The sequence below is a fragment of the Winogradskyella marina genome (genome assembly GCF_015645385.1).
Taxonomy (GTDB): domain Bacteria; phylum Bacteroidota; class Bacteroidia; order Flavobacteriales; family Flavobacteriaceae; genus Winogradskyella; species Winogradskyella marina.
The window spans coordinates 15,464-34,777 of sequence record NZ_JADOET010000004.1; the positions used below are offsets into that span (position 1 = coordinate 15,464).

18 protein-coding genes are annotated in these 19,314 nt (G+C 33.9%); 5 read left to right on the forward strand and 13 right to left on the reverse strand.

From position 1 onward, the window contains the following. Nucleotides 1–58: 58 nt before the first annotated feature. On the reverse strand, nt 59–565 hold the full coding sequence (locus ITJ86_RS06290) for a peroxiredoxin-like family protein (protein WP_195870776.1): 507 nt from the start codon (nt 563–565) through the stop codon (nt 59–61). Between the two features lie 442 nt (nt 566–1,007). Here ITJ86_RS06290 and ITJ86_RS06295 point away from each other — a divergent pair, with 442 nt between their 5' ends. Beyond that, on the forward strand, nt 1,008–1,271 hold the full coding sequence (locus ITJ86_RS06295; RefSeq protein ID WP_195870777.1) for a hypothetical protein: 264 nt from the start codon (nt 1,008–1,010) through the stop codon (nt 1,269–1,271). 154 nt (nt 1,272–1,425) lie between these two features. Here the strand turns inward: ITJ86_RS06295 and lpxD are convergent, their stop codons facing one another. The 6 genes from lpxD to ITJ86_RS06325 all read right to left on the reverse strand — a co-directional run bounded on the left by lpxD (nt 1,426) and on the right by ITJ86_RS06325 (nt 8,485). Further along, the gene (gene lpxD, locus ITJ86_RS06300; protein ID WP_195870778.1) at nt 1,426–2,415 is read right to left on the reverse strand and encodes a UDP-3-O-(3-hydroxymyristoyl)glucosamine N-acyltransferase; all 990 of its coding nucleotides are present in this window, start codon (nt 2,413–2,415) and stop codon (nt 1,426–1,428) included. A gap of 197 nt (nt 2,416–2,612) precedes the next feature. Beyond that, complete coding sequence (locus ITJ86_RS06305; RefSeq protein ID WP_195870779.1) at nt 2,613–3,731, reverse strand: DEAD/DEAH box helicase; 1,119 nt, start codon at nt 3,729–3,731, stop codon at nt 2,613–2,615. Nucleotides 3,732–3,866: 135 nt separating this feature from the next. Continuing rightward, complete coding sequence (locus ITJ86_RS06310) at nt 3,867–4,250, reverse strand: hypothetical protein (protein ID WP_195870780.1); 384 nt, start codon at nt 4,248–4,250, stop codon at nt 3,867–3,869. 314 nt (nt 4,251–4,564) lie between these two features. Further along, on the reverse strand, nt 4,565–5,158 hold the full coding sequence (locus ITJ86_RS06315) for a DUF4251 domain-containing protein (RefSeq protein ID WP_195870781.1): 594 nt from the start codon (nt 5,156–5,158) through the stop codon (nt 4,565–4,567). A 137-nt stretch (nt 5,159–5,295) separates the two neighbouring features. After that, nucleotides 5,296–6,846, reverse strand: coding sequence for an SDR family NAD(P)-dependent oxidoreductase (locus ITJ86_RS06320; protein ID WP_195870782.1), 1,551 nt, complete (start codon nt 6,844–6,846; stop codon nt 5,296–5,298). An 85-nt stretch (nt 6,847–6,931) separates the two neighbouring features. After that, the gene (locus tag ITJ86_RS06325) at nt 6,932–8,485 is read right to left on the reverse strand and encodes a DEAD/DEAH box helicase (protein WP_195870783.1); all 1,554 of its coding nucleotides are present in this window, start codon (nt 8,483–8,485) and stop codon (nt 6,932–6,934) included. Between the two features lie 213 nt (nt 8,486–8,698). Here ITJ86_RS06325 and ITJ86_RS06330 point away from each other — a divergent pair, with 213 nt between their 5' ends. Then, on the forward strand, nt 8,699–9,625 hold the full coding sequence (locus ITJ86_RS06330; RefSeq protein ID WP_195870784.1) for a peptidoglycan DD-metalloendopeptidase family protein: 927 nt from the start codon (nt 8,699–8,701) through the stop codon (nt 9,623–9,625). A gap of 179 nt (nt 9,626–9,804) precedes the next feature. Then, nucleotides 9,805–12,045 carry a type IA DNA topoisomerase gene (locus ITJ86_RS06335; protein ID WP_195870785.1) on the forward strand — a complete coding sequence of 747 codons (2,241 nt, stop codon included), beginning with the start codon at nt 9,805–9,807 and terminating at the stop codon, nt 12,043–12,045. Here ITJ86_RS06335 and ITJ86_RS06340 read toward each other — a convergent pair. The 5 genes from ITJ86_RS06340 to ITJ86_RS06360 form a co-directional block, all read right to left on the reverse strand. Then, the gene (locus ITJ86_RS06340) at nt 12,035–12,505 is read right to left on the reverse strand and encodes a GyrI-like domain-containing protein (protein WP_195870786.1); all 471 of its coding nucleotides are present in this window, start codon (nt 12,503–12,505) and stop codon (nt 12,035–12,037) included. The genes ITJ86_RS06335 and ITJ86_RS06340 overlap by 11 nt on opposite strands. Before the next feature lie 130 nt (nt 12,506–12,635). Further along, nucleotides 12,636–13,211, reverse strand: coding sequence for a fasciclin domain-containing protein (locus ITJ86_RS06345; protein ID WP_195870787.1), 576 nt, complete (start codon nt 13,209–13,211; stop codon nt 12,636–12,638). 272 nt (nt 13,212–13,483) lie between these two features. Then, on the reverse strand, nt 13,484–13,942 hold the full coding sequence (locus ITJ86_RS06350) for a cold-shock protein (protein WP_195870788.1): 459 nt from the start codon (nt 13,940–13,942) through the stop codon (nt 13,484–13,486). Nucleotides 13,943–14,269: 327 nt separating this feature from the next. Continuing rightward, nucleotides 14,270–14,731 carry a hypothetical protein gene (locus tag ITJ86_RS06355; protein ID WP_195870789.1) on the reverse strand — a complete coding sequence of 154 codons (462 nt, stop codon included), beginning with the start codon at nt 14,729–14,731 and terminating at the stop codon, nt 14,270–14,272. 12 nt (nt 14,732–14,743) lie between these two features. Continuing rightward, on the reverse strand, nt 14,744–17,212 hold the full coding sequence (locus ITJ86_RS06360) for a zinc-dependent metalloprotease (RefSeq protein ID WP_195870790.1): 2,469 nt from the start codon (nt 17,210–17,212) through the stop codon (nt 14,744–14,746). A 133-nt stretch (nt 17,213–17,345) separates the two neighbouring features. On the opposite strand from ITJ86_RS06360, the gene ITJ86_RS06365 reads away from it, so the two are divergent. Together ITJ86_RS06365 and ITJ86_RS06370 are read left to right on the forward strand one after the other, a co-directional pair. Beyond that, a complete protein-coding gene (locus tag ITJ86_RS06365) occupies nt 17,346–17,648 on the forward strand; it encodes a DUF3817 domain-containing protein (protein WP_195870791.1) in 303 nt (100 codons plus the stop codon). Continuing rightward, nucleotides 17,635–18,876 carry a mechanosensitive ion channel family protein gene (locus ITJ86_RS06370; protein ID WP_195870792.1) on the forward strand — a complete coding sequence of 414 codons (1,242 nt, stop codon included), beginning with the start codon at nt 17,635–17,637 and terminating at the stop codon, nt 18,874–18,876. Before ITJ86_RS06365 ends, ITJ86_RS06370 begins: the two co-directional genes overlap by 14 nt. Here ITJ86_RS06370 and ITJ86_RS06375 read toward each other — a convergent pair. Further along, complete coding sequence (locus tag ITJ86_RS06375; protein ID WP_195870793.1) at nt 18,869–19,258, reverse strand: acyl-CoA thioesterase; 390 nt, start codon at nt 19,256–19,258, stop codon at nt 18,869–18,871. The two genes, ITJ86_RS06370 and ITJ86_RS06375, sit on opposite strands and share 8 nt — an antisense overlap. Nucleotides 19,259–19,314 lie beyond the last annotated feature (56 nt).

Genomic DNA, 19,314 nt, shown 5'->3' on the forward strand with positions numbered 1-19,314 from the left:
ACCTAATCCCTAATGCCTAATCCCTAATCCCTAATCCCTAATCCCTAATCCCTAAAAATCAAGCTTCTCCTCGAGCCGGATAATCCTTATGTAACACAAACTTTATAGCATTAATAACATCATCTAACTCTGGTCGTGCAAAGGGCATCGTTTGAATAGACGCACAATACAACTCTTGATTTGGACGTATCACAAACAAACCAGGTTCAATAAACAGTTCTGGCTCATCTTTTATGCCTTTAGAAATATATAAACCCCATTCCCTAGCGTCTTCAATCGGAAAATCATAGCCCAAAGGTACGTCGCCTATATCCCATTCTTCGGTAGTTTTCTCTGCTAATGCTTTTGTTTCACTACTAACAGCTACCACATTAACTCCGAGCTTTTTAAACTTAGGTAATTTGGTTTGTAGTTCTTCTAAGTATGTTTTACACACCGGACAGTGCAAGCCTCTATAAACAATAATTAGTGAAAAGTTTTCTGGGTCTTGTTTGCTTAAGGTCCACTCTGTACCGTTCGTTAAATTTATAGATAAATCTGGTGTTTTCTGTCTTGGTTTTAACATGTCGTTTTCTTTTTTATAGTCTTAAATTCCAATATCGGAATGCTCTAAATTAATTATTGTAGTGCGATATTATTGTCGCGTTTGCAAATTCTCTTAACCCGATAGATTAAGGCCATAAAAAAAGCCCATCACAATCTGTAATGAGCCCTATAACTGAGGTTAAGTTATATATATGTCTTAGATAACTTTTATGTTTATCGCGTTTAATCCTTTTTTGTCTGCTGTAAGCTCGAATGCTACGACATTACATTTTAGTATTCAAATATGGTTTAGTATTCAAATATGGTGCCAACAATTTTTGAGGTGTTAATTATCTGATTTTTGAGCTTTTACAAACGGTTTATCGGAATAATCAGAACCTACAGCTAACAAGTTGTATCTCAAAACCAATTCCTTATAACTTTGACCTCAGATCTCCCTCTATCTATTAAATCTAAATATTATGGAAACAAAATTCTCATTGTTTAACCAGATTAATAGTTTATGTTACTGGTTATTAGTATCAAGCGATTACAGAACTTCAGTAAAATTAGATGCAGAAAACGACACGTACAGTGTTTGTGTAAAGCATTGTGGTGTAGAACTATACTCCAATACCATTAAAGGATTTAGCAAAAGAAATGCCACCTTCTTAGAACACGAACTAGATGGTATGGTCGCCGGATTATTACATTTAAAGCAAAATGTAGAACAAAAAACAGCTTAAACGTATAACATATAAACGTCAGTTCGAGTGCACCTGCCTAAGCAAATTGGTATCGAGAACAATTAGTTTTCAAAAACTTCTCGATAATAAATTCCAGAAAAAGGAATGGCACTCGAAGTGACATTATAGTTTAGTATAAATAGTGGTAAATCATTTAACGTGCAAGCTTGCGCAATGCTACCCACTGCTTCAACATTTCTCTAGAATCTACAGCAGGATAACCTAATACTGTTTTTCCTGCTTCTACATCGTTCATCACTCCAGAACCTGCTCCAACAGTCGCTCCAGAATGAATAGTCGTATGATCTTTTATGGATGCAGAACCACCAATAACAACACCATCTCCTAAGGTCACTGAACCTGCTAAACCTGAACTTCCTGCCATAATACAAGATCGTCCAAGCACACAATTATGTGCAATTTGAACCAAATTATCGATCTTACAGCCGTCTCCTAATATCGTAGAACTAAATTTACCACGATCTACACAAGAGTTGGCTCCAATTTCAACAGCATTCCCAATCACAACATTTCCTATATGTGGAATTTTAACCAGTCCTCTTCCATCGTCACTTGGTCTATATCCAAATCCATCGGCTCCAATGCTCACATTATTATGAAAAATACAGTGACTACCAATGACAGAGCGCTCTCTAATTATGGTTCCAGACCAAATTGTAGTATGATCTCCAATGGTGGTTTCATCTAAAATAGTCACGTTTGGATATATCGTTATATGGTCTCCCAAAACTACATCTTTACCAATGTAAGAACCTGCACCTACTCTACTTCCACTGCCAATTTTAGCAGAAGGATCTATGGTTGCTGAAGGATGAATATCAGTTTCAAAATGTGGTGCTTTTGGCGTAAACGTTTCTAGTAATTTTGCCATGGCTAAATCGGCATTTTTTACTTTAATAAACACACGATTGTCACCTGGTTCAATATCAATATTCTCATTAACAATAGCTAAACTGGCTTTTGAGTCTTTCCATAACCCTGCAAATTTCCGACTTCCGATAAAGGTAGCCTGATGTTTATTCGCTTTCTGAATTTGCTCTAATCCTGTAATTTCATTGGTGGTTTCGCCAAAAACCTCTCCGTTAATAATGGCATTTATATCTTCTATTGAAAATGATTTCATAGGTGTAAATTTGAGTATTTATTATTTAGAGAGACAAGGTAATACTAATAATATGAAACTACAACCGCTTCTTATTGGTCAATCGGAATGCTACAACACACAAAAACACACCGTATTAAATTACAGCATGTTACGAATTAAACTACATATCATTCGTTCCTCGTTCTATTGAAATGACAACGATCTGTTCAAAACAATTACATCGTTATTTCTCTAAAGGTAATCCCTAAAGCTTTTTGTGTATCTATGATCTTTTGCATTTCCCCTGGAATGATTAATGCAATAGATTGCCCTGTTTTACCCGCTCTGGCTGTTCGTCCACTGCGATGCGTGTAGTAATCTAATTGTTCTGGTAATTGATGGTGTAATACAAAAGCAAGATTATTAACATCGATTCCTCGTGCTGAAACATCTGTTGAAATTAAAACTTGTAAACTTTCATTCTTAAACGCACGCATTACTTTATCGCGTTCTTTTTGTTGCATGTCACCTTCTAAAGCACCAACAGCAAAACCTTCGTTTTGTAATTGTTCAGCTAAGGCTTTTGTACCTGCTTTGGTTCTACAAAAAATAATTCCGCGTTCTTCTTGTCGTTTGTCTAAAATACGGATAATCATATTCACTTTGTCTTTTATAGACGTATGAATAAAATGATGTGAAATATTTTCGTTTACCAAAGCGTTTTTGTTCACCTCTACTCGAGCTGCATTTGGTGACATATAATTCTTTATAATCGACTTAATCTCGTCTGGCATCGTTGCAGAAAACAACCATGTTTGTCGTCTAGACGTGTTGAATTTTAAAATCTTATTCAAATCTTCTTTAAACCCCATACTTAACATTTCGTCAGCTTCATCTAAAACTAAGGTCTTTACTTTTGAAATATCTACAGCTCCTCGCTCTACTAAATCGAGTAAACGTCCTGGAGTGGCAACCACAATATGCGTGGTTCTTTTTAAATTTTGAATTTGCTTATCTATTTTTTCACCTCCATAAACACCTTCAGCAAATATCTTGTGATCTATATACTTTGTAAATCTAAAGAGTTGTTTTTGAATTTGCTGCACCAACTCTCGTGTAGGTGCAATAATCAATGCCTGAACATCTGAATTATTCGGGTCTATAGTATGTAAAACCGGTAACCCAAAAGCGGCTGTTTTGCCCGTTCCCGTTTGTGCTAAACCAATTAAATCGGTTTTAGATTCTAATAAAATGGGAATAGCAATTTCTTGTATTTCCGTTGGCTTAACAATATTAAGCTCTTTTAAGCCTTTTATATAAAATTTGTGAACGCCTAGTTCTGAAAATGTTGTCATAATTTATAATTAAAAAATACAAAGGTAACTTTAACGCGTGGTATTATACGTCTATAATACTAATATTATACAATAAAAAAAAGACCATCTAACCGTAATTAGACTGTCTTTTAAGTGTCTTAATAAAATGAACGACTATTTATGGTCCGTATCATCAGTAGAATTTATCATGGCTATAGGTTGAAGTTGTGGTTTAATACGTTTGTATAAATCAAATTGTGGCTGAGTCAACACATTTCGTATTTCTAAAGTTTCTGCTTTTCGTAATTTATATAACATATTAAGTTTTTCTTCCCCAACAAACTGGCGATGAATATTTTCTTCTTTGATTAAAAATTCTTCAACTTTTTTTTCGAAAAGAATAAATTGCTTGCCATCTAATCCTAATTGATCATCATAAGTTTTGGTGATTTTTGTAGCCACAGCTTCTAACGCTTTATGGTCCTTTTGTAATATCGGATCTTGAGCAGATACATTAAAAGTAAATAAGAAGGTTATTATAATTAATATCGTTTTCATCATTAAATTTTTTGGTTCTCTTTAAGCTAAAAAAATCATCTATGATTAACAAAAAAATTAAGAAAACTTAACCTTAAACCGTTAAATTTAACAATGAATTAATAGTTGCAATAAGTACTTATAAACTTTTAAACAACAATCGATTAAATAATATTTTTTTATCTAAAAAAGCATAACAGCAATTACTAAGACTATTATTTTTTCAGCATTGAATTCATCCTTATACAGATGAATTAATGTAATTATACTTCGGAAGAAACCGTTTGTTTTAACTAGAAAATATGACTGTAAAAACTAAGGTTTATGAATGTATATTATTGGGAGTTATCCTTAGGTTTAAGCCGCCCATCATAACGCATCACAGTTCTAAAATTAGACCTCACGTCTACAACAGCTTTATGATTTGGATATATTTTAAGGTTTATATCGTAATTCTCGGTCCCTTCACCACTTATATTAAATTCAATATTAAGCGTTCTGTTCTCTTTATTTATTGTTTTTTCATAGGCTTTAGGAATACCTTCAAAAACAATTCCGCCATTGGCGCGTCCATATGAACCGCCATTTAAACGTCTTTCACCAAAAAAGGATAAATCACCTTTAACAGTATCGGCTTGTATTTCAATAAAATGACCATCGCCAGCCACATCAATTCTACTCGCACTATTTCCAGTTCCAGGCATTAATATGGCATTAGCCACTTGTTGTGTTGCCGCAGTTACAAACGGATACGCTACATCGACTTCTATATAATAAGTGTCGTTTTGCATTAACTGTTCTAAACTATGAATCTCGCTAAGGTAGCTTTCGCCCTTAGTGACGTCGGTAGATTTACAATTCCACAACAAACCGAGCACAGCTATACCGAAAAGTATGCCTAGTTTTTTATTATTTAGTCTTTTAATCATAATGACTTAAGATACTACCTAAATCTTGAAATTACAATGACATTAACAGTCTTTTAAATATAAAGCAGTTCTAAATATTTCTAGATTTAAGTTATCAACCTAAAGCATAAAGCCAATATGAAACGGTTGATAATGTATTACCAGCTAATTGGGCGATAATCCTTCAAGAATTTTCCTGCCCAATGTTTCCCTGTATTAATACCGTCAAAAAGTGGATCCATTACACGAGCAGCACCATCAACAATATCTAATGGTGGTTGAAAATCGTGTAACTCTTGTTTGCGTTTTGCCAATTCCGCAGGATCTTCGTCGGTTACCCAACCGGTATCCACTGCATTCATAAAAATCCCTTCCTTAGCCAAGCTTCCTGCAGCTGTATGCGTTAACATATTTAAAGCGGCTTTTGCCATATTGGTATGTGGATGACGATCTTCCTTAAAAAACGAATGAAACTTCCCTTCCATCGCAGAAACATTAATGATGTGCTTCTGACCTGTAGGATGTTTTTTCATAACTTCAGATAAACGATTACATAACACAAAAGGAGCTACCGAATTAACCAACTGAACTTCAATCATTTCCGTGGTTTCAATTTCACCTAATTTAAGTCTCCAACTATTGGTTTTTCTTAAATCAACTTGTTGTAAATCGGCATCTAATTTCCCTTCCGGAAAGACTTCTTGTGATACTAATGTATTATCAAAACTATATGGAATTTGCGATAATTTAGCCGAAGCTCTTAATCCTATTCCTGGTTCTGGCCCATGCCAAGTCACAGGCATATTTTTATTAGGGGATGCTCCTGAAGTTAATTGTTTTAACTCTACTAAACACTCTGTGTGGTCGTTCAATAAATCGCGAGCAAACTTAGGTAATTCCTCTATCGGTCGCTCTTCATTTGGCATTAAATGACTATAAAAACCTGCTGGACGTCTTACGGTTTGTGCCGCATTATTAATTAGAATATCGAGCTTTTCGTAGCGTTGTTCTATAAAATTACAGAAGATTTCCACACTCGGAATATGTCTTAAATCTAAACCGTGAATTTTTAGACGATGTCCCCATTCTGTAAAGTCCTCTTCTTTAGAAAAACGTAAGGCAGAATCTACAGGAAATCGCGTTGTTGCAATAACAGTAGCACCTCCACGTAATAACATCAATGTAATGTGGTATCCAATTTTTAATCGTGAGCCTGTAATTACAGCCACCTGTCCTTTTACGTCTGCAGTTTGAAAACGTTTGGCATAATTAAAATCGCCACACTCCTCACACATGGTATCGTAAAAATGATGCAACTTGGTGAATAAGGTTTTACAAACGTAGCAGTTTCGAGGTGATTCTAGTTCTAATTGATCTTTGGCTTTTAACTCTGCTTCAGGCAATAATTTTGGAGCCACGAAAATATGTGCTTCTCGTGCGCTTCTAATGCCTGTTTCTTTTCGTGCATTTTTATCACGAGCAGCTTGCTTACGTTTTGCTGCTTTTTTGGCGTCTTTTTTTCGACGCGAAAACTCGTCTCTACTTGGCCTAGATAATTGTCCAGAAGCTTTAATTAAAGCCGTTCTTTGCGGTTTTGGGATTTCAAAAATTTGATCAGTATCAGTAACTAAGCGTTCTAAAATAGAAATGCAATTTTCAATCTCTTCGATTGGGATGTCAGCTTTCTGCTCGGAATTATCGTTTTTCATTTCTTTTTTCAGGAATACAATTTTTTTATAAACAAGTTATTGCTAATTCAGTTAATTAAACCACATCCCACAATAACTCATGCAACTAATCCTCTGGCGGAAACCCGTGAATTTCCTCAAACTTCTCATCAAAATTAGTTCTTAAATACGAGTTTAATTTCTTTTTATAATCATCTTTTAACCATTTAAGAAAATTATACGTACTCCTACTAATGCATTTGGCATAGACTGCAATTCTGTTGTCTATATCTTCTTTTAATAATTTAGCCAACGCGAGAGCATCATAAACATCTTCACTGTTTTCGATACAAATTTTAGCATGGTGCTCAATAGACCGTTCTAAAACTACTTTTGAAGATTCTCCACTATCAACAGCATCTTTGTAGGTTTGCTTAATATCAAAATAGGTATCTTCAGACTTTGAGAACTCTTCTTTAATTTCATCTGATAAATCGTGCTTAAAATTAGACTCAATGGCTTCATCATCCTTAATTCTATCAGCATACCAATTTGGTGATTTAAAAATAAGCTGCCAATCTAAATCTGCTCCCCAAGGTCCAAATCTATAAAGATTATTTCCTAAGTCAATCGTTGTAAATTTCGATTTATTATTCAAAATACGAGAGCCACGACCAATCATTTGATAATATAAGGTCAAAGATTTTGTTGCTCTGTTTAAGATAATGGTATCAATTGTTGGTTCATCAAAACCAGTTGTTAAAATACTAACCGATGTTAAAATGGCATTTGGTGTCTCATGAAACCATTGTAAAATTTGCTTACGTTGTTTTTTCGTAGCTGTATTGTCTAAGTGCATAATTGGCAAATCGGCTTCACGAAATGCATAATACACACTAATAGACGTATTAATACCATTATTAAAAATTAGTGTCTTCTTCCCTAGCGAGTGTTTTTTATAAGCATCGATTAGTTTCTGCAACATCGCTGGACTCGAATATAAATCCTCAGACGATTTTACCGTATAATCTCCGTTAGAGCCCACTTCTAATGATGTTAAACCCATATCATAAGCATATGTTTCTGCTCGTGCTAAAAACTCATTCTCTATAAGGTTTTCAATCGTTTCACCTGTAATAAGTTCATCGTAGTTATCCTTCATTGGTAACTCTTTATTAGAACTTAAAGGAGTTGCTGTAACGCCAAGGATAAATGATTTATCAAAAAACTTAAAAAGTTTGGTAAAAGAATTGTAATGTGCTTCATCAATAATCACTAAACCAACATCTGAAATATCTAATTTATCATCATTTAAACGATTATTTAAAGTTTCAACCATTGCAACAAAACAAGAATATTCTGCTTGGTCATCTAAATTCGCCTTACTATTCACCACTTTATTGGTCACACCAAAACCATCTAACATTTTAGATGTTTGGTTACAAAGCTCCACTCTGTGCGTCATTATCAAAACCTTCTTGTTATGATTTTTTAGGTATTGACGTACCATTTCAGAGAAAATAACCGTTTTTCCACCACCTGTTGGTAGCTGGTATAATAAGTGATAATCATCACGTTCGTTATCAAACTTTTCGAAAATCTGACTTATGGCACCTTGTTGGTAGTCGTATAATTCTTTATCGGTTTTTTTTTCTTGAACAGCTTGATTTGTTTGAGACATAAATTTAGTTTCGGATTATATTTTGAAATTGCAAATTTACAACACTTTATAACACAAAAAAAGTATCACAGCAATTGATAAGCACTCAGTTTCATGAAAGTTATATTTTTTTAAACTTTAAAAGTTCTGAGGAGATTAAAAAAAATATATTCTCAAATAATATTTTATCATATATTTACGTTTCCACTATTTATTAGATTTTTTTTTCCCTCTATGAAATACCTCCTTATTAGTATTGTCTTTTTGTGTAGTTCATTATTCGCATTTACTCAAAACGATTCGATTTCCAATGCTTTAAAAATTGAATTACAATCTTATAAAATTAAAAGAGGACTCGTCATTGAGACCGTTGAAATTCCTTTAGTAACAAAAAAAGCGTTAGCTATTGATATTAAAGCAGACCATTGGGATACTAGTGTTCACAATCCTTATGTAGATACCGTTCAACAATTTCCTTTAGAATTAAATTTCACAGACAGCACGTATGCGTCACCTGTTCCGCATATAAAAGTTGTGACATCGCGTTATGGCTGGCGACGAGGACGACCACATAATGGCATTGATATCGATTTAGTTACTGGTGATTCTGTGGTTACAATTTTAGATGGCATTGTGCGTTTTGCGAAATATACCAATGGCTTTGGAAACGCGGTTGTAGTGCGACACTTTAATGGTTTAGAATCGACATATGCACACTTATCGCATATTGGAGTTAAGGCTAACGACACCTTAGTTAAAGGTCAATATATTGGAAAAGGTGGCAACACCGGAAATTCTAGAGGCAGTCACCTCCATTTAGAATTGAGTTATAAAGGCGAGCAAATTCACCCTGAATATCTTTTCGATTTTTCGTCTAAGAATGCTATAAGATCAGAGCAGGTTTGGGTTACTCAAAAGTGGACACATGCTAGGTTTCATAACTCAAGACGTGTGAGTAAGGTTAAAGTTATAAAATCGGCAGACGAAGCTGCATTAGAAAGTTTAGCCCGTCGACCTAAAATGTATATTGTTAAAAAGGGAGATACGCTTTATGGGATTTCGAGACGAAACAACATGTCTATTTCAAGACTTTGTAAAACTAATGCCATTAAACAATCGTCTCCGTTAAAAATTGGTCAAAAATTAGTTTTAGAAATATAAATTAAGCCAAAATACCACTTCGCTGTTAGCATTGAGAATTAAGATTTATTCTGAATAATCTAAAAAATAATAGATTATTGACTGTAAATGCCAAAGGAAATTAAGAGAATCTATTTATGTATTTTTCGTTTAGTATTTTGAAAATTCTGTAATTTGCACGTTCTAAAAAATAATCCAAATTGAAAGTCTGTATTGCCGAAAAACCAAGTGTTGCTAGAGAAATCGCCTCTGTATTAGGAGCCACCACCAAGCGTGATGGCTACTACGAAGGCAATGGCTATGCTGTAACCTACACCTTCGGACACCTTTGCACCTTATTTGAACCTGCAGATTATAAGCCTTATTGGAAAAGTTGGGATTTAAACAACTTACCTATGTTACCCGAGAAGTTTGAGGTAAAGGTGGCCAATAATGAAGGCATTAAAAAGCAATTCAAAATTGTAAAAAGTTTATTTGATAAAGCAGATGTCGTTATAAATTGTGGTGATGCTGGTCAAGAGGGAGAATTAATTCAACGTTGGGTTATTAACAAAGCCAATTATAACGGTAAAGTACAGCGCTTATGGATTTCATCATTAACTACCGAAGCCATAAAGGAAGGTTTCAATAATTTAAAACCTGCTGAGAATTATGACAATTTGTATTATGCAGGCTTTTCGCGTTCTATTGGCGATTGGCTTTTAGGCATTAATGCAACACGATTATACACTGTAAAACATGGTGGCTATAAGCAAGTACTATCTGTAGGGCGCGTGCAAACACCAACATTGGCGATGCTGGTGAATCGTTTTAAAGAGATTGAAAACTTTGTACCACAACCGTATTGGGAATTACAAACACTCTATAGAGATACCCTTTTTAGTTATGAAGAAGGTCGTTTTCTCAAGATGGAAGATGGTGAAGTTTTAGCAAATAAAGTAAAAGAACAAGACTTTGAAATTGTGTCTATTACCAAAAAGAAAGGCACAGAATACGCACCAAAATTATTCGACCTCACAGGATTGCAGGTGTATTGCAATACAAAGTTTGGATTCTCGGCCGATGATACGCTTAAAATTGCGCAAAAACTATACGAAAAAAAGGCGGTAACCTATCCGCGAGTTGATACCACATTTTTACCAAATGATGTTTACCCAAAAGTAAAAGGTATTTTATCAAAACTAACTGATTATTCGACGCTTACAGAACCTATTCTAAACAAAAAAATAAAGAAGTCGTCGCGTGTTTTTAATGATAAAAAAGTAACCGATCACCATGCTATTATTCCAACCGGAATGCAAACACATCTGCAGTACAATGAGCAGCAGGTTTATGATATTATTGTAAAACGTTTTATTGCTATTTTTTATGACGATTGTAAAGTATCTAACACTACAGTGATAGGAAAAGCGGCCGATGTTAATTTTAAAACCACTGGAAAAGAAATTTTATCTAAAGGTTGGCGCGTTGTATTTGAAAAGAAAGACACGTCGACTGCGCTCAGTACAACAAAAGACAAACTACTTCCTACTTTTGAAAAAGGTGAAAAAGGACCACACGAACCTTCATTTTTAGAGAAACAAACCAAACCACCAAAACAGTATACAGAAGCGTCACTGCTGCGTGCTATGGAAACCGCTGGAAAGCAAGTTGAGGATGATGAATTAAGAGATTTAATGAAAGAAAATGGTATTGGTCGTCCGTCTACACGTGCCAATATTATTGAAACACTTTTTAGACGTAAATACATAAAGCGAAATAAGAAACAGATCTTACCAACAGTTACAGGAATTCAGTTGATTGATACGATTCAAAACGAATTACTAAAGTCGGCAGAACTCACAGGATCTTGGGAAAAGCAATTAAAGGATATTGAAAAAGGTGAATTTAGCGCGAGTGCATTTATAAGAGGCATGAAACGTATGGTTGATGCTTTAGTTTATGAAGTACGAAGTGAAAAGGTACAAACTAGAATTTCTGCGGTAAACAATAAACCCATTTCGAAATCGAAATCGAAGCCGAAAACGAAATCAAAGACGTCAACACTGGTAGGTAGCGCTTGTCCTAAATGTAAAACCGGATCCCTATTAAAAGGAAAATCGGCTTATGGTTGTAATCTATACGGTAAGTCTTGTGATTTTACTTTACCATTTAACTTTGGTGATAAGAAAATTTCTGAAAAGCAATACATTCGTTTATTAACTAAAGGGTCTACAGTAAATCTAAAAGGCTTTAAAATTGATGGCAGCACACAACAAGGTTTACTGCGTTTTGATGAAGCTTTTAAATTAAAATTTGAACCTAAACAAACTGCCAAAAAAACAACAATTAAAGTTGGCGACACATGTCCTAAATGTAAAACAGGACAAATCTTAAAAGGAAAAACAGCTTTTGGATGTAGTAATTATAAAAGTGGTTGTGATTTTAGGGTTAATTTTTAATTAAACGTATAGGCACATAAAAATCCTCTTCAGAATCTGAACTACCATTTTTATACTTTTCTCCCATCACTTGAAAATGTGGTCTAGCGTCAATATCATAGCCAGATGTTGGTAACCATTCCGTCATTATTTTTTGATATGTTGCACCTGCATCCATTCCTTTATGATTAAATATAGCATAGTCTCCTTGAGGAATCATAAACGTTTCCATAGCCTCTGGAAGATTATGATCATCTAAAACTTCTGCACATGCCCAAATATCAAAAGGCTTTTCGAGATTGTTGAAATCAGAATAAATTTGTATGGCGATTAAGTCTTCAGACGCCAAATTCTCTATTTCATGTTTTCTCGGCATAAACTGTTTCCAAAGCGCCATGATTTTATGCTGTTCATTCATTTTGATTTTAGCAGACAAACCAATTACCTTAATTTCAGAGCAGTTTTTTATTTTAGGAATCATAGGTCTAAAGGACTTTTGAATCGTGAATATATAAAAAAAGCACAAGCGTTTAAACTTGTGCTTAAAAGAATTAGTATGAACACCAACCAATAATCTTATACTAATTCTTTATCCAACTAAAAATTATGTTTTAGTTACTCGGTAACACTACAGTGTCAATGACATGAATAACACCATTAGACTGGTTAACATCTGCAATTGTCACGGTAGATGTATTACCTGAAACATCTTTTAGTATTAATTGTTTTCCGTCCAACATAGCTGATATCATAGCTCCGTTTACCGTTTTAAAAGTGACCTTTCCTCCGCCTTTTTTAATGGCCTTCATTATATCTTTGCTACTAAATTTTCCAGCAAGAACATGATAGGTTAATACAGATTGTAGCGTTCCTTTGTTTTCAGGCTTTAATAATGCTGTAACAGTTCCTTCTGGTAAGTTTTCGAATGCAGCATTTGTTGGTGCAAACACAGTAAATGGTCCATCTCCTTGTAATGTTTCTACCAGTTCAGCAGCTTTTACAGCAGCAACTAAAGTGGTATGATCTTTAGAATTTACTGCGTTAGACACGATATCTTTAGAAGGATACATTTCTGCACCACCAACCATTTTTGTATCCTTTTGCATTTTACTCTGAGCCGTTACTGCTGTTCCTAATAGTAATGCTGCTGCCAATGTTAATGTTGAAATAAATGTTCTCGTTTTCATAGTTTAAGTTTTAAATGAATTGTTTCTCTACCTACGACGTTTTTGATAGAGCGGTTTTAAAAAACTTAATTATTTAATCTAACAAGTGCTTTTATTTATTTGGAAAGGCTTTATTTATTGACATGGTAAGTACACTTAACCAAACGCCAGAACTATAATTTTGATTCCAATAGGTTTCGAAACCTGTATGTTACGGTAAAACGGGTTGTAATAAAAAAAGCCACTATCATAGATAATGGCTTTTAATATGTGTTCTATTGTAACTAAAACTGTTACGCTTGCTTAACTCTTACGGCATTCATTCCTCGTTGTCCTTTTTCTAATTCAAAAGTAACTTTGTCGTTTTCTGCAATATCATCAATAATACCACTGACGTGCGTAAAATGCTTTTCATTCGTTTCCGTATCGATAATAAATCCAAACCCTTTTGAATTATCATAGAAAGAAACTTTTCCTGTTCTAATTGGATCAAACGGTTCTTCGTCAGATTCTTCTTTTGTAGGTACACCAAGGACAATGTTTTTAGCCTTAACTTTCACCTTCATTGAAGGATCTGGTGGTGTGTCTGTAAGATTTCCATTATGGTCTACATAAGCCATAGGAATTCCTCCTGTACCGTTTTCTTCTTTTTCGAGTTTACGCGCTTCCATTTTCTTACGCTTATCTTCTCGTTTTTTTAATCGTTTTTTTTCTTTTTCACTTTTACTAAAAGTCTGTTGTGATTTAGCCATTCGTAGTTTTAAAAATTAATATGTGTGTGTGCTTTTGAAAATATCTATAATGCAAACAAGTTAATCAACTTAACAATGAATAGTATTAAAATCTAGAAAAATAACTTTAAGAATAATGTTATTTGTGTAGTATATCTTCAATAAACTGATTACAAAGATACAATTTCTATACCAAATATTAAATTTTAAAGCTTATAAACAATTACTAAATGTACTCTAGAGCTGTGATTAGAGTGTTTTAACACCTCATTTTCGACACCTAAATTACACAATGCTTTTAAATCATCGGTGACTTATGTTCATTAACTTATTGAACAATCATAGCGACTACAACTTAACTAACTTACCTGTATATAGCACTTTATCTGAGCCATTTCCTGTTAAAGTTAAAAAAGCGTTTCCATTTGGTTTTACATCAATAGCAATCGCGTAATCTGTAGTTTTCATCACAATTGATATCTGCTGTTTTTCATCATCAAAAGCGGTGTTAATTTTACTTTTGTCGTCTTTTATAGTGTGAATAGTACCTGTTTTTGAAAACTCATGCAACTGACCTTCAACCTCAAACTTATTAATACGTAATTGGTTGATTGCTCCATCTAGAATTTCTCTTTCTTGACTGTTATGCACAACATTTGCAACAAATTGATAATGTTGTGATTTAACGGCCACTTTTGAATTGTGATAAGTTGAAGCAAATAGTTCCTGTTGGCTTTTTTTAGACTGCGCCATTACAAAAGTTGAAGCGGAAAGACTAAATAGTAGTGCTAATAAAATTAATTTTTTCATAGTTTAAAATTCTTATTTTGGATCTAAGATAGTATTAATGCGTTCAATAGCATCTTGATAATGGTATTTTGTTTCAGTATCTATGTTTCTTTTTGATGCTGATGTAAGCATGCGTTTTATAACATTTAATTCACCTCTAACCAAAGCTCTAATATCAGATTGATTAACGTTAAAATATTGTCGACTACGTTTTGGATCTAATTCGTCTGTCATTAAATCGAACATCGCGTCTAAATAAACACGTTGCAAATTACGTCTATAAACTGAAACATTGGCACCTAATTTTGCTTCAGACCAAATTCCTGCTCTTACATCCGTCAATAATTCTAATGCTGAATAGTTTTTAGAATCTAACGCATTATGATCTATAAGTCGGCCTAAACGCTCAAAACTCAATATGTTATTTAAGTGTCTTGCTTGCAAACCTCTAATACGATCTGTATAACCTGCATAATTTATATTTTGAAGAATAGACTTATCAATTAACCACGTTGGTGTTTCAAAAGCGTTTTCTTGCAACCATTGTAATGCTGATTTCTGATATGTTTTAGACACAGGACTAAAAACATCACCGTCTTGAGATGGATTTTTTGTCACTTCCTCTACTCCACCAATATGAGTTACAACGTGACCAACATAACGACTCCAAACACTTAGTAATTCACCATAAAGCTCTTCAAGGTCTTCATAGTTATCTGTTTTATCACTCGTCCAACTTGTTAAGTTTTTAGCAACTATTTTTAAGTTTTTGAGTCCATACGTACTTGCTTTAATACTATTATTTCCAATGTCTTCAGTTTGTGCAGTAGGATCGTGGCTGCCACGAGCACCAAATTTATAGATTGGATTACCTGCTTTTTCATTCACCCAACCTTTTAAGGTTTCTATCTCATCTTCTGCCGATTTTGCTCCATCGATATAGCGGTAACCATAATTAATGGCATACGCATCATAAGGTCCTAATTGTCTAATAAACCTAATGTTTTCATCACCTGGTTGCGCAATATAATTGTAGCGTGCGTAATCCATAATGGTTGCCGCAATGCCATTTTTTTGTGTGAAATCACCATCTCTATAACTTTCAACATCGTAAGCGTAACTTGCACTCATGTTGTGTGGTAAACCTAGGGTGTGTCCAACCTCATGTGCTATAACCATTTTCATCATTTCACCAATTTCTTCTTTTGGTGTATTTAAAGATCTCGCTAAAGGATTTGCAGCTCCCGTTTCTAACAAGTAACGGTTTCTATACGAACGCAAATGATTGTGGTACCAAATAATATCGCTTTCAATAATTTCTCCACTTCTAGGATCGGAAACACTTGGTCCTGTTGCATTTCTTGTTGTACTCGCTACATATCGTACTACTGAATACCTTATGTCTTCTGGACTAAAATCTGGATCTTCTTCTTTAGTTGGAGGGTCTTTTGCAATAATAGCATTTTTAAATCCTGCTGCTTCAAAAGCTTTTTGCCACAGTTCGATACCCTCTTTCATGTACGACCTAAATTTCATTGGGGTTGCTGGATCCAAATAGTAAACGATTGGCTTTACAGGCTCAACGAGTTCTCCACGATTATACGCTGCAATATCTTTTGGAACTAACTTCCATCGTCTTAAATAGGTCTTTTCATCAGACTTTAATTCTTCACTGCTATAATCATATTTACTTGTTGTAAACCAACCTACGCGCTCGTCATAAAGACGTGGTTGCATCGGTGTTTTTGGCAGTAAAATCATAGACTGATTCATCTGTACGCTAATCGTTTCGTCACCAGTATTTACTGGAGGTTCTGCAGCGTTATAAGTAAAATCTTGAATAACTTCTATGTTCTCAGGAAAACTTTTAACCGAATTAATAAAACTTCTCGATTTGTCTAAATTTTTCACCTTATAAGAAGAACGCAATCTTGAAGACAAGCCACTAATAGATTTTACATCTGAGCTATAGAAGCTGGTAACATCAATAACTACAGCAGATGAATCTTTTGAAAATGCTGCGATATCAAAAGCATATAATGTTGGTTCATAATTATTAGACTTTACCGAAACATGAATAGGTAAACTATCTGCAGCCACAGCACTTGATGACTTTTCCTTAATTAAAATTTTGTTTTTAAAACGTTCCCAATTAATCATTCGCGTATTGGTTTTTGTACCAGCATTAACATAACCTCCACCTAAATTTGAAGGTAATTTAGCAAAACGACTCACCAATAACATATCGGTATTGAGGTGTTCCATTGGGATTTCAAAATAGTATTTTTCACCTACGATATGCACATCAAATAAACCACTATCTGAAATAGCATCTTTAGTTATCACTTTTTCGTAGTCTTTAATGTTGCCATTAGTCTTTTTAGACATTTTTGATTGCACTTGTGCTGATTGATTGTTGGCTTTTTTCTTACCAGCAGACTGTGCTGTTGCACAAGATAAAATGATAGACGAACAGACGACAAGGACTAGAATTTTTTTCATGTTTAAAAGTTAGTTGGTTAAAATTTTGTCTAAAATAAATAATAAAAATTTAGTTCTTTAAAATTTCTTAAAAGCTGTTAAATTCTTCTCTTATTAGTTAATTCTAAAGTACTTTTGCGTAAAGTTTAATTTTATGCAAAAATTATTACCTGTTTTTAGGATTATAGCTTTGCTTGAAGGGGTTTCTTACATATTATTGTTGTTTATTGCTACACCGATAAAGTATTTATCTGACGATCCACAATATGTAACAATGCTAGGAATGCCGCATGGTATTTTATTCATGGCCTATGTTGTATTTGCTGTATTAATAAGTTCTGATATGAAGTGGCCAACACGCACACTTTGGATTATTTTATTTGCTTCTATCATTCCTTTTGGTACATTTTATATTGATAAAAAATATTTAACAAAGTCTGGACGTGCTAAACATTAAACACATTTTATATCATTTTCTAATAGAAAAAGGCTTTTCAGAAGATACTGCCAAGTACCTTAATATGCTTGGGCTTTTATTAGCGCTCATATTAATAGCGTTTATAGTTGACTATATTACGAAACGATTCCTTTGGCGATTTTCGGCAAGTATTGCAAAACGAACTAAAACCGATTTTGACAATATTTTAATTACCAATAAATTACCAAGAAACATAGCGCATATAATTCCGTTATTACTATTAATAGAATTTGTGCCTCAGGTATTTTCAGATTTTGATACTGCAAATATTATCATCGAAAAAACCATAGTAATTATCACTATTGTGCTTACACTTCAAATTATAAGAAGTTTTTTAAGCTCTATTAAAGATTACCTAAAAACATTACCGAATTATAAAGACAAACCTATTGATAGTTATGTTCAGGTCTTTATGATTTTTGCATGGCTCCTTGGGATATTTTCAATTTTAGCCATTATTACAGGTGTTTCATTTCTTAAGTTCGCCACAACTTTAGGTGCAGCTTCAGCCGTTATTCTATTAATTTTTAAAGATACCATTTTAGGTTTTGTAGCTAGTCTTCAGGTCTCTATAAATGATATGGTACGTATTGGAGACTGGATTACCTTTGAAAAGTATGGTGCAGATGGTGATGTTATAGAAATTAACTTGGCAACTGTAAAAGTTCAGAACTGGGATAAAACCATCACTACCATTCCAACCTATGCTTTAATTTCCGATTCATTTAAGAACTGGAGAGGCATGATGGATTCTGGAGGACGACGTATTAAACGATCTGTTATTGTAAAAACATCTACAATCAACTTTTTAACCCCTGAAGATATTGAGCGTTTGAGTAAAATTCAATTAGTTTCTGACTATTTAAAAACACGTTCTACCGAAATTGAAACCTTTAATAACCAACACGATATTGACAAATCTGTTTTAATTAACGGTAGAAACCTTACTAATTTTGGTGTGTTTAGAAAATACCTTCAAACCTATATTGAAAACCACTCGGCCATAAACAAAAACATGACTTTAATGGTACGTCAATTAGAGCCTACTCCTCAAGGCATACCAATGGAGATTTACGCCTTTAGTAGCGATCAACGTTGGAAGAATTATGAATATATCTTAGGTGATATCTTCGACCATATTCTAGCTTCGGTAAAGTATTTTGATTTGGAAATTTACGAGCTTTCGTTAGGAAATAATACTAACTAGGCAGTCTATCTCTCACAAATTCAATTTTAGTTTTTCCGTGTGGAGATGGAGTTCCATCGGCTCCTAAGTTGACCATAATAATATTATCTACGGTAAGAATCGTCTCTCTTGTCATCTTGTTTCTAACTTCGCAAATTAAGGTTAATGACGAGGTGCCAAACTTTTTAACGTCGATACCAATTTCTACAATATCACCTTGACGAGCGGAAGCCATAAAATTAATTTCAGAAATGTATTTAGTAACCACTTTAGAGTTTTCTAACTGAATGGTTGTATAGAGTGCTGCTTCTTCATCTATCCATGCTAACAGTCGTCCACCAAACAGTGAGCCATTAGGATTTAAATCTTCGGGTTTTACCCATTTTCTTGTGTGAAATCTCATAGTTTTTCTTTAAAATTCTTGTTTAGTATAAAGGTAAAACTTCTTTCGTTTTTATG

Coding starts and splice junctions, on each gene's coding strand:
- ITJ86_RS06290 (WP_195870776.1), bottom strand. CDS start 565: ATGTTAAAACCAAGACAGAAAACACCAGATTTATCTATAAATTTAACG.
- ITJ86_RS06295 (WP_195870777.1), top strand. CDS start 1,008: ATGGAAACAAAATTCTCATTGTTTAACCAGATTAATAGTTTATGTTAC.
- lpxD (WP_195870778.1), bottom strand. CDS start 2,415: ATGAAATCATTTTCAATAGAAGATATAAATGCCATTATTAACGGAGAG.
- ITJ86_RS06305 (WP_195870779.1), bottom strand. CDS start 3,731: ATGACAACATTTTCAGAACTAGGCGTTCACAAATTTTATATAAAAGGC.
- ITJ86_RS06310 (WP_195870780.1), bottom strand. CDS start 4,250: ATGAAAACGATATTAATTATAATAACCTTCTTATTTACTTTTAATGTA.
- ITJ86_RS06315 (WP_195870781.1), bottom strand. CDS start 5,158: ATGATTAAAAGACTAAATAATAAAAAACTAGGCATACTTTTCGGTATA.
- ITJ86_RS06320 (WP_195870782.1), bottom strand. CDS start 6,846: ATGAAAAACGATAATTCCGAGCAGAAAGCTGACATCCCAATCGAAGAG.
- ITJ86_RS06325 (WP_195870783.1), bottom strand. CDS start 8,485: ATGTCTCAAACAAATCAAGCTGTTCAAGAAAAAAAAACCGATAAAGAA.
- ITJ86_RS06330 (WP_195870784.1), top strand. CDS start 8,699: ATGAAATACCTCCTTATTAGTATTGTCTTTTTGTGTAGTTCATTATTC.
- ITJ86_RS06340 (WP_195870786.1), bottom strand. CDS start 12,505: ATGATTCCTAAAATAAAAAACTGCTCTGAAATTAAGGTAATTGGTTTG.
- ITJ86_RS06345 (WP_195870787.1), bottom strand. CDS start 13,211: ATGAAAACGAGAACATTTATTTCAACATTAACATTGGCAGCAGCATTA.
- ITJ86_RS06350 (WP_195870788.1), bottom strand. CDS start 13,942: ATGGCTAAATCACAACAGACTTTTAGTAAAAGTGAAAAAGAAAAAAAA.
- ITJ86_RS06355 (WP_195870789.1), bottom strand. CDS start 14,731: ATGAAAAAATTAATTTTATTAGCACTACTATTTAGTCTTTCCGCTTCA.
- ITJ86_RS06360 (WP_195870790.1), bottom strand. CDS start 17,212: ATGAAAAAAATTCTAGTCCTTGTCGTCTGTTCGTCTATCATTTTATCT.
- ITJ86_RS06365 (WP_195870791.1), top strand. CDS start 17,346: ATGCAAAAATTATTACCTGTTTTTAGGATTATAGCTTTGCTTGAAGGG.
- ITJ86_RS06375 (WP_195870793.1), bottom strand. CDS start 19,258: ATGAGATTTCACACAAGAAAATGGGTAAAACCCGAAGATTTAAATCCT.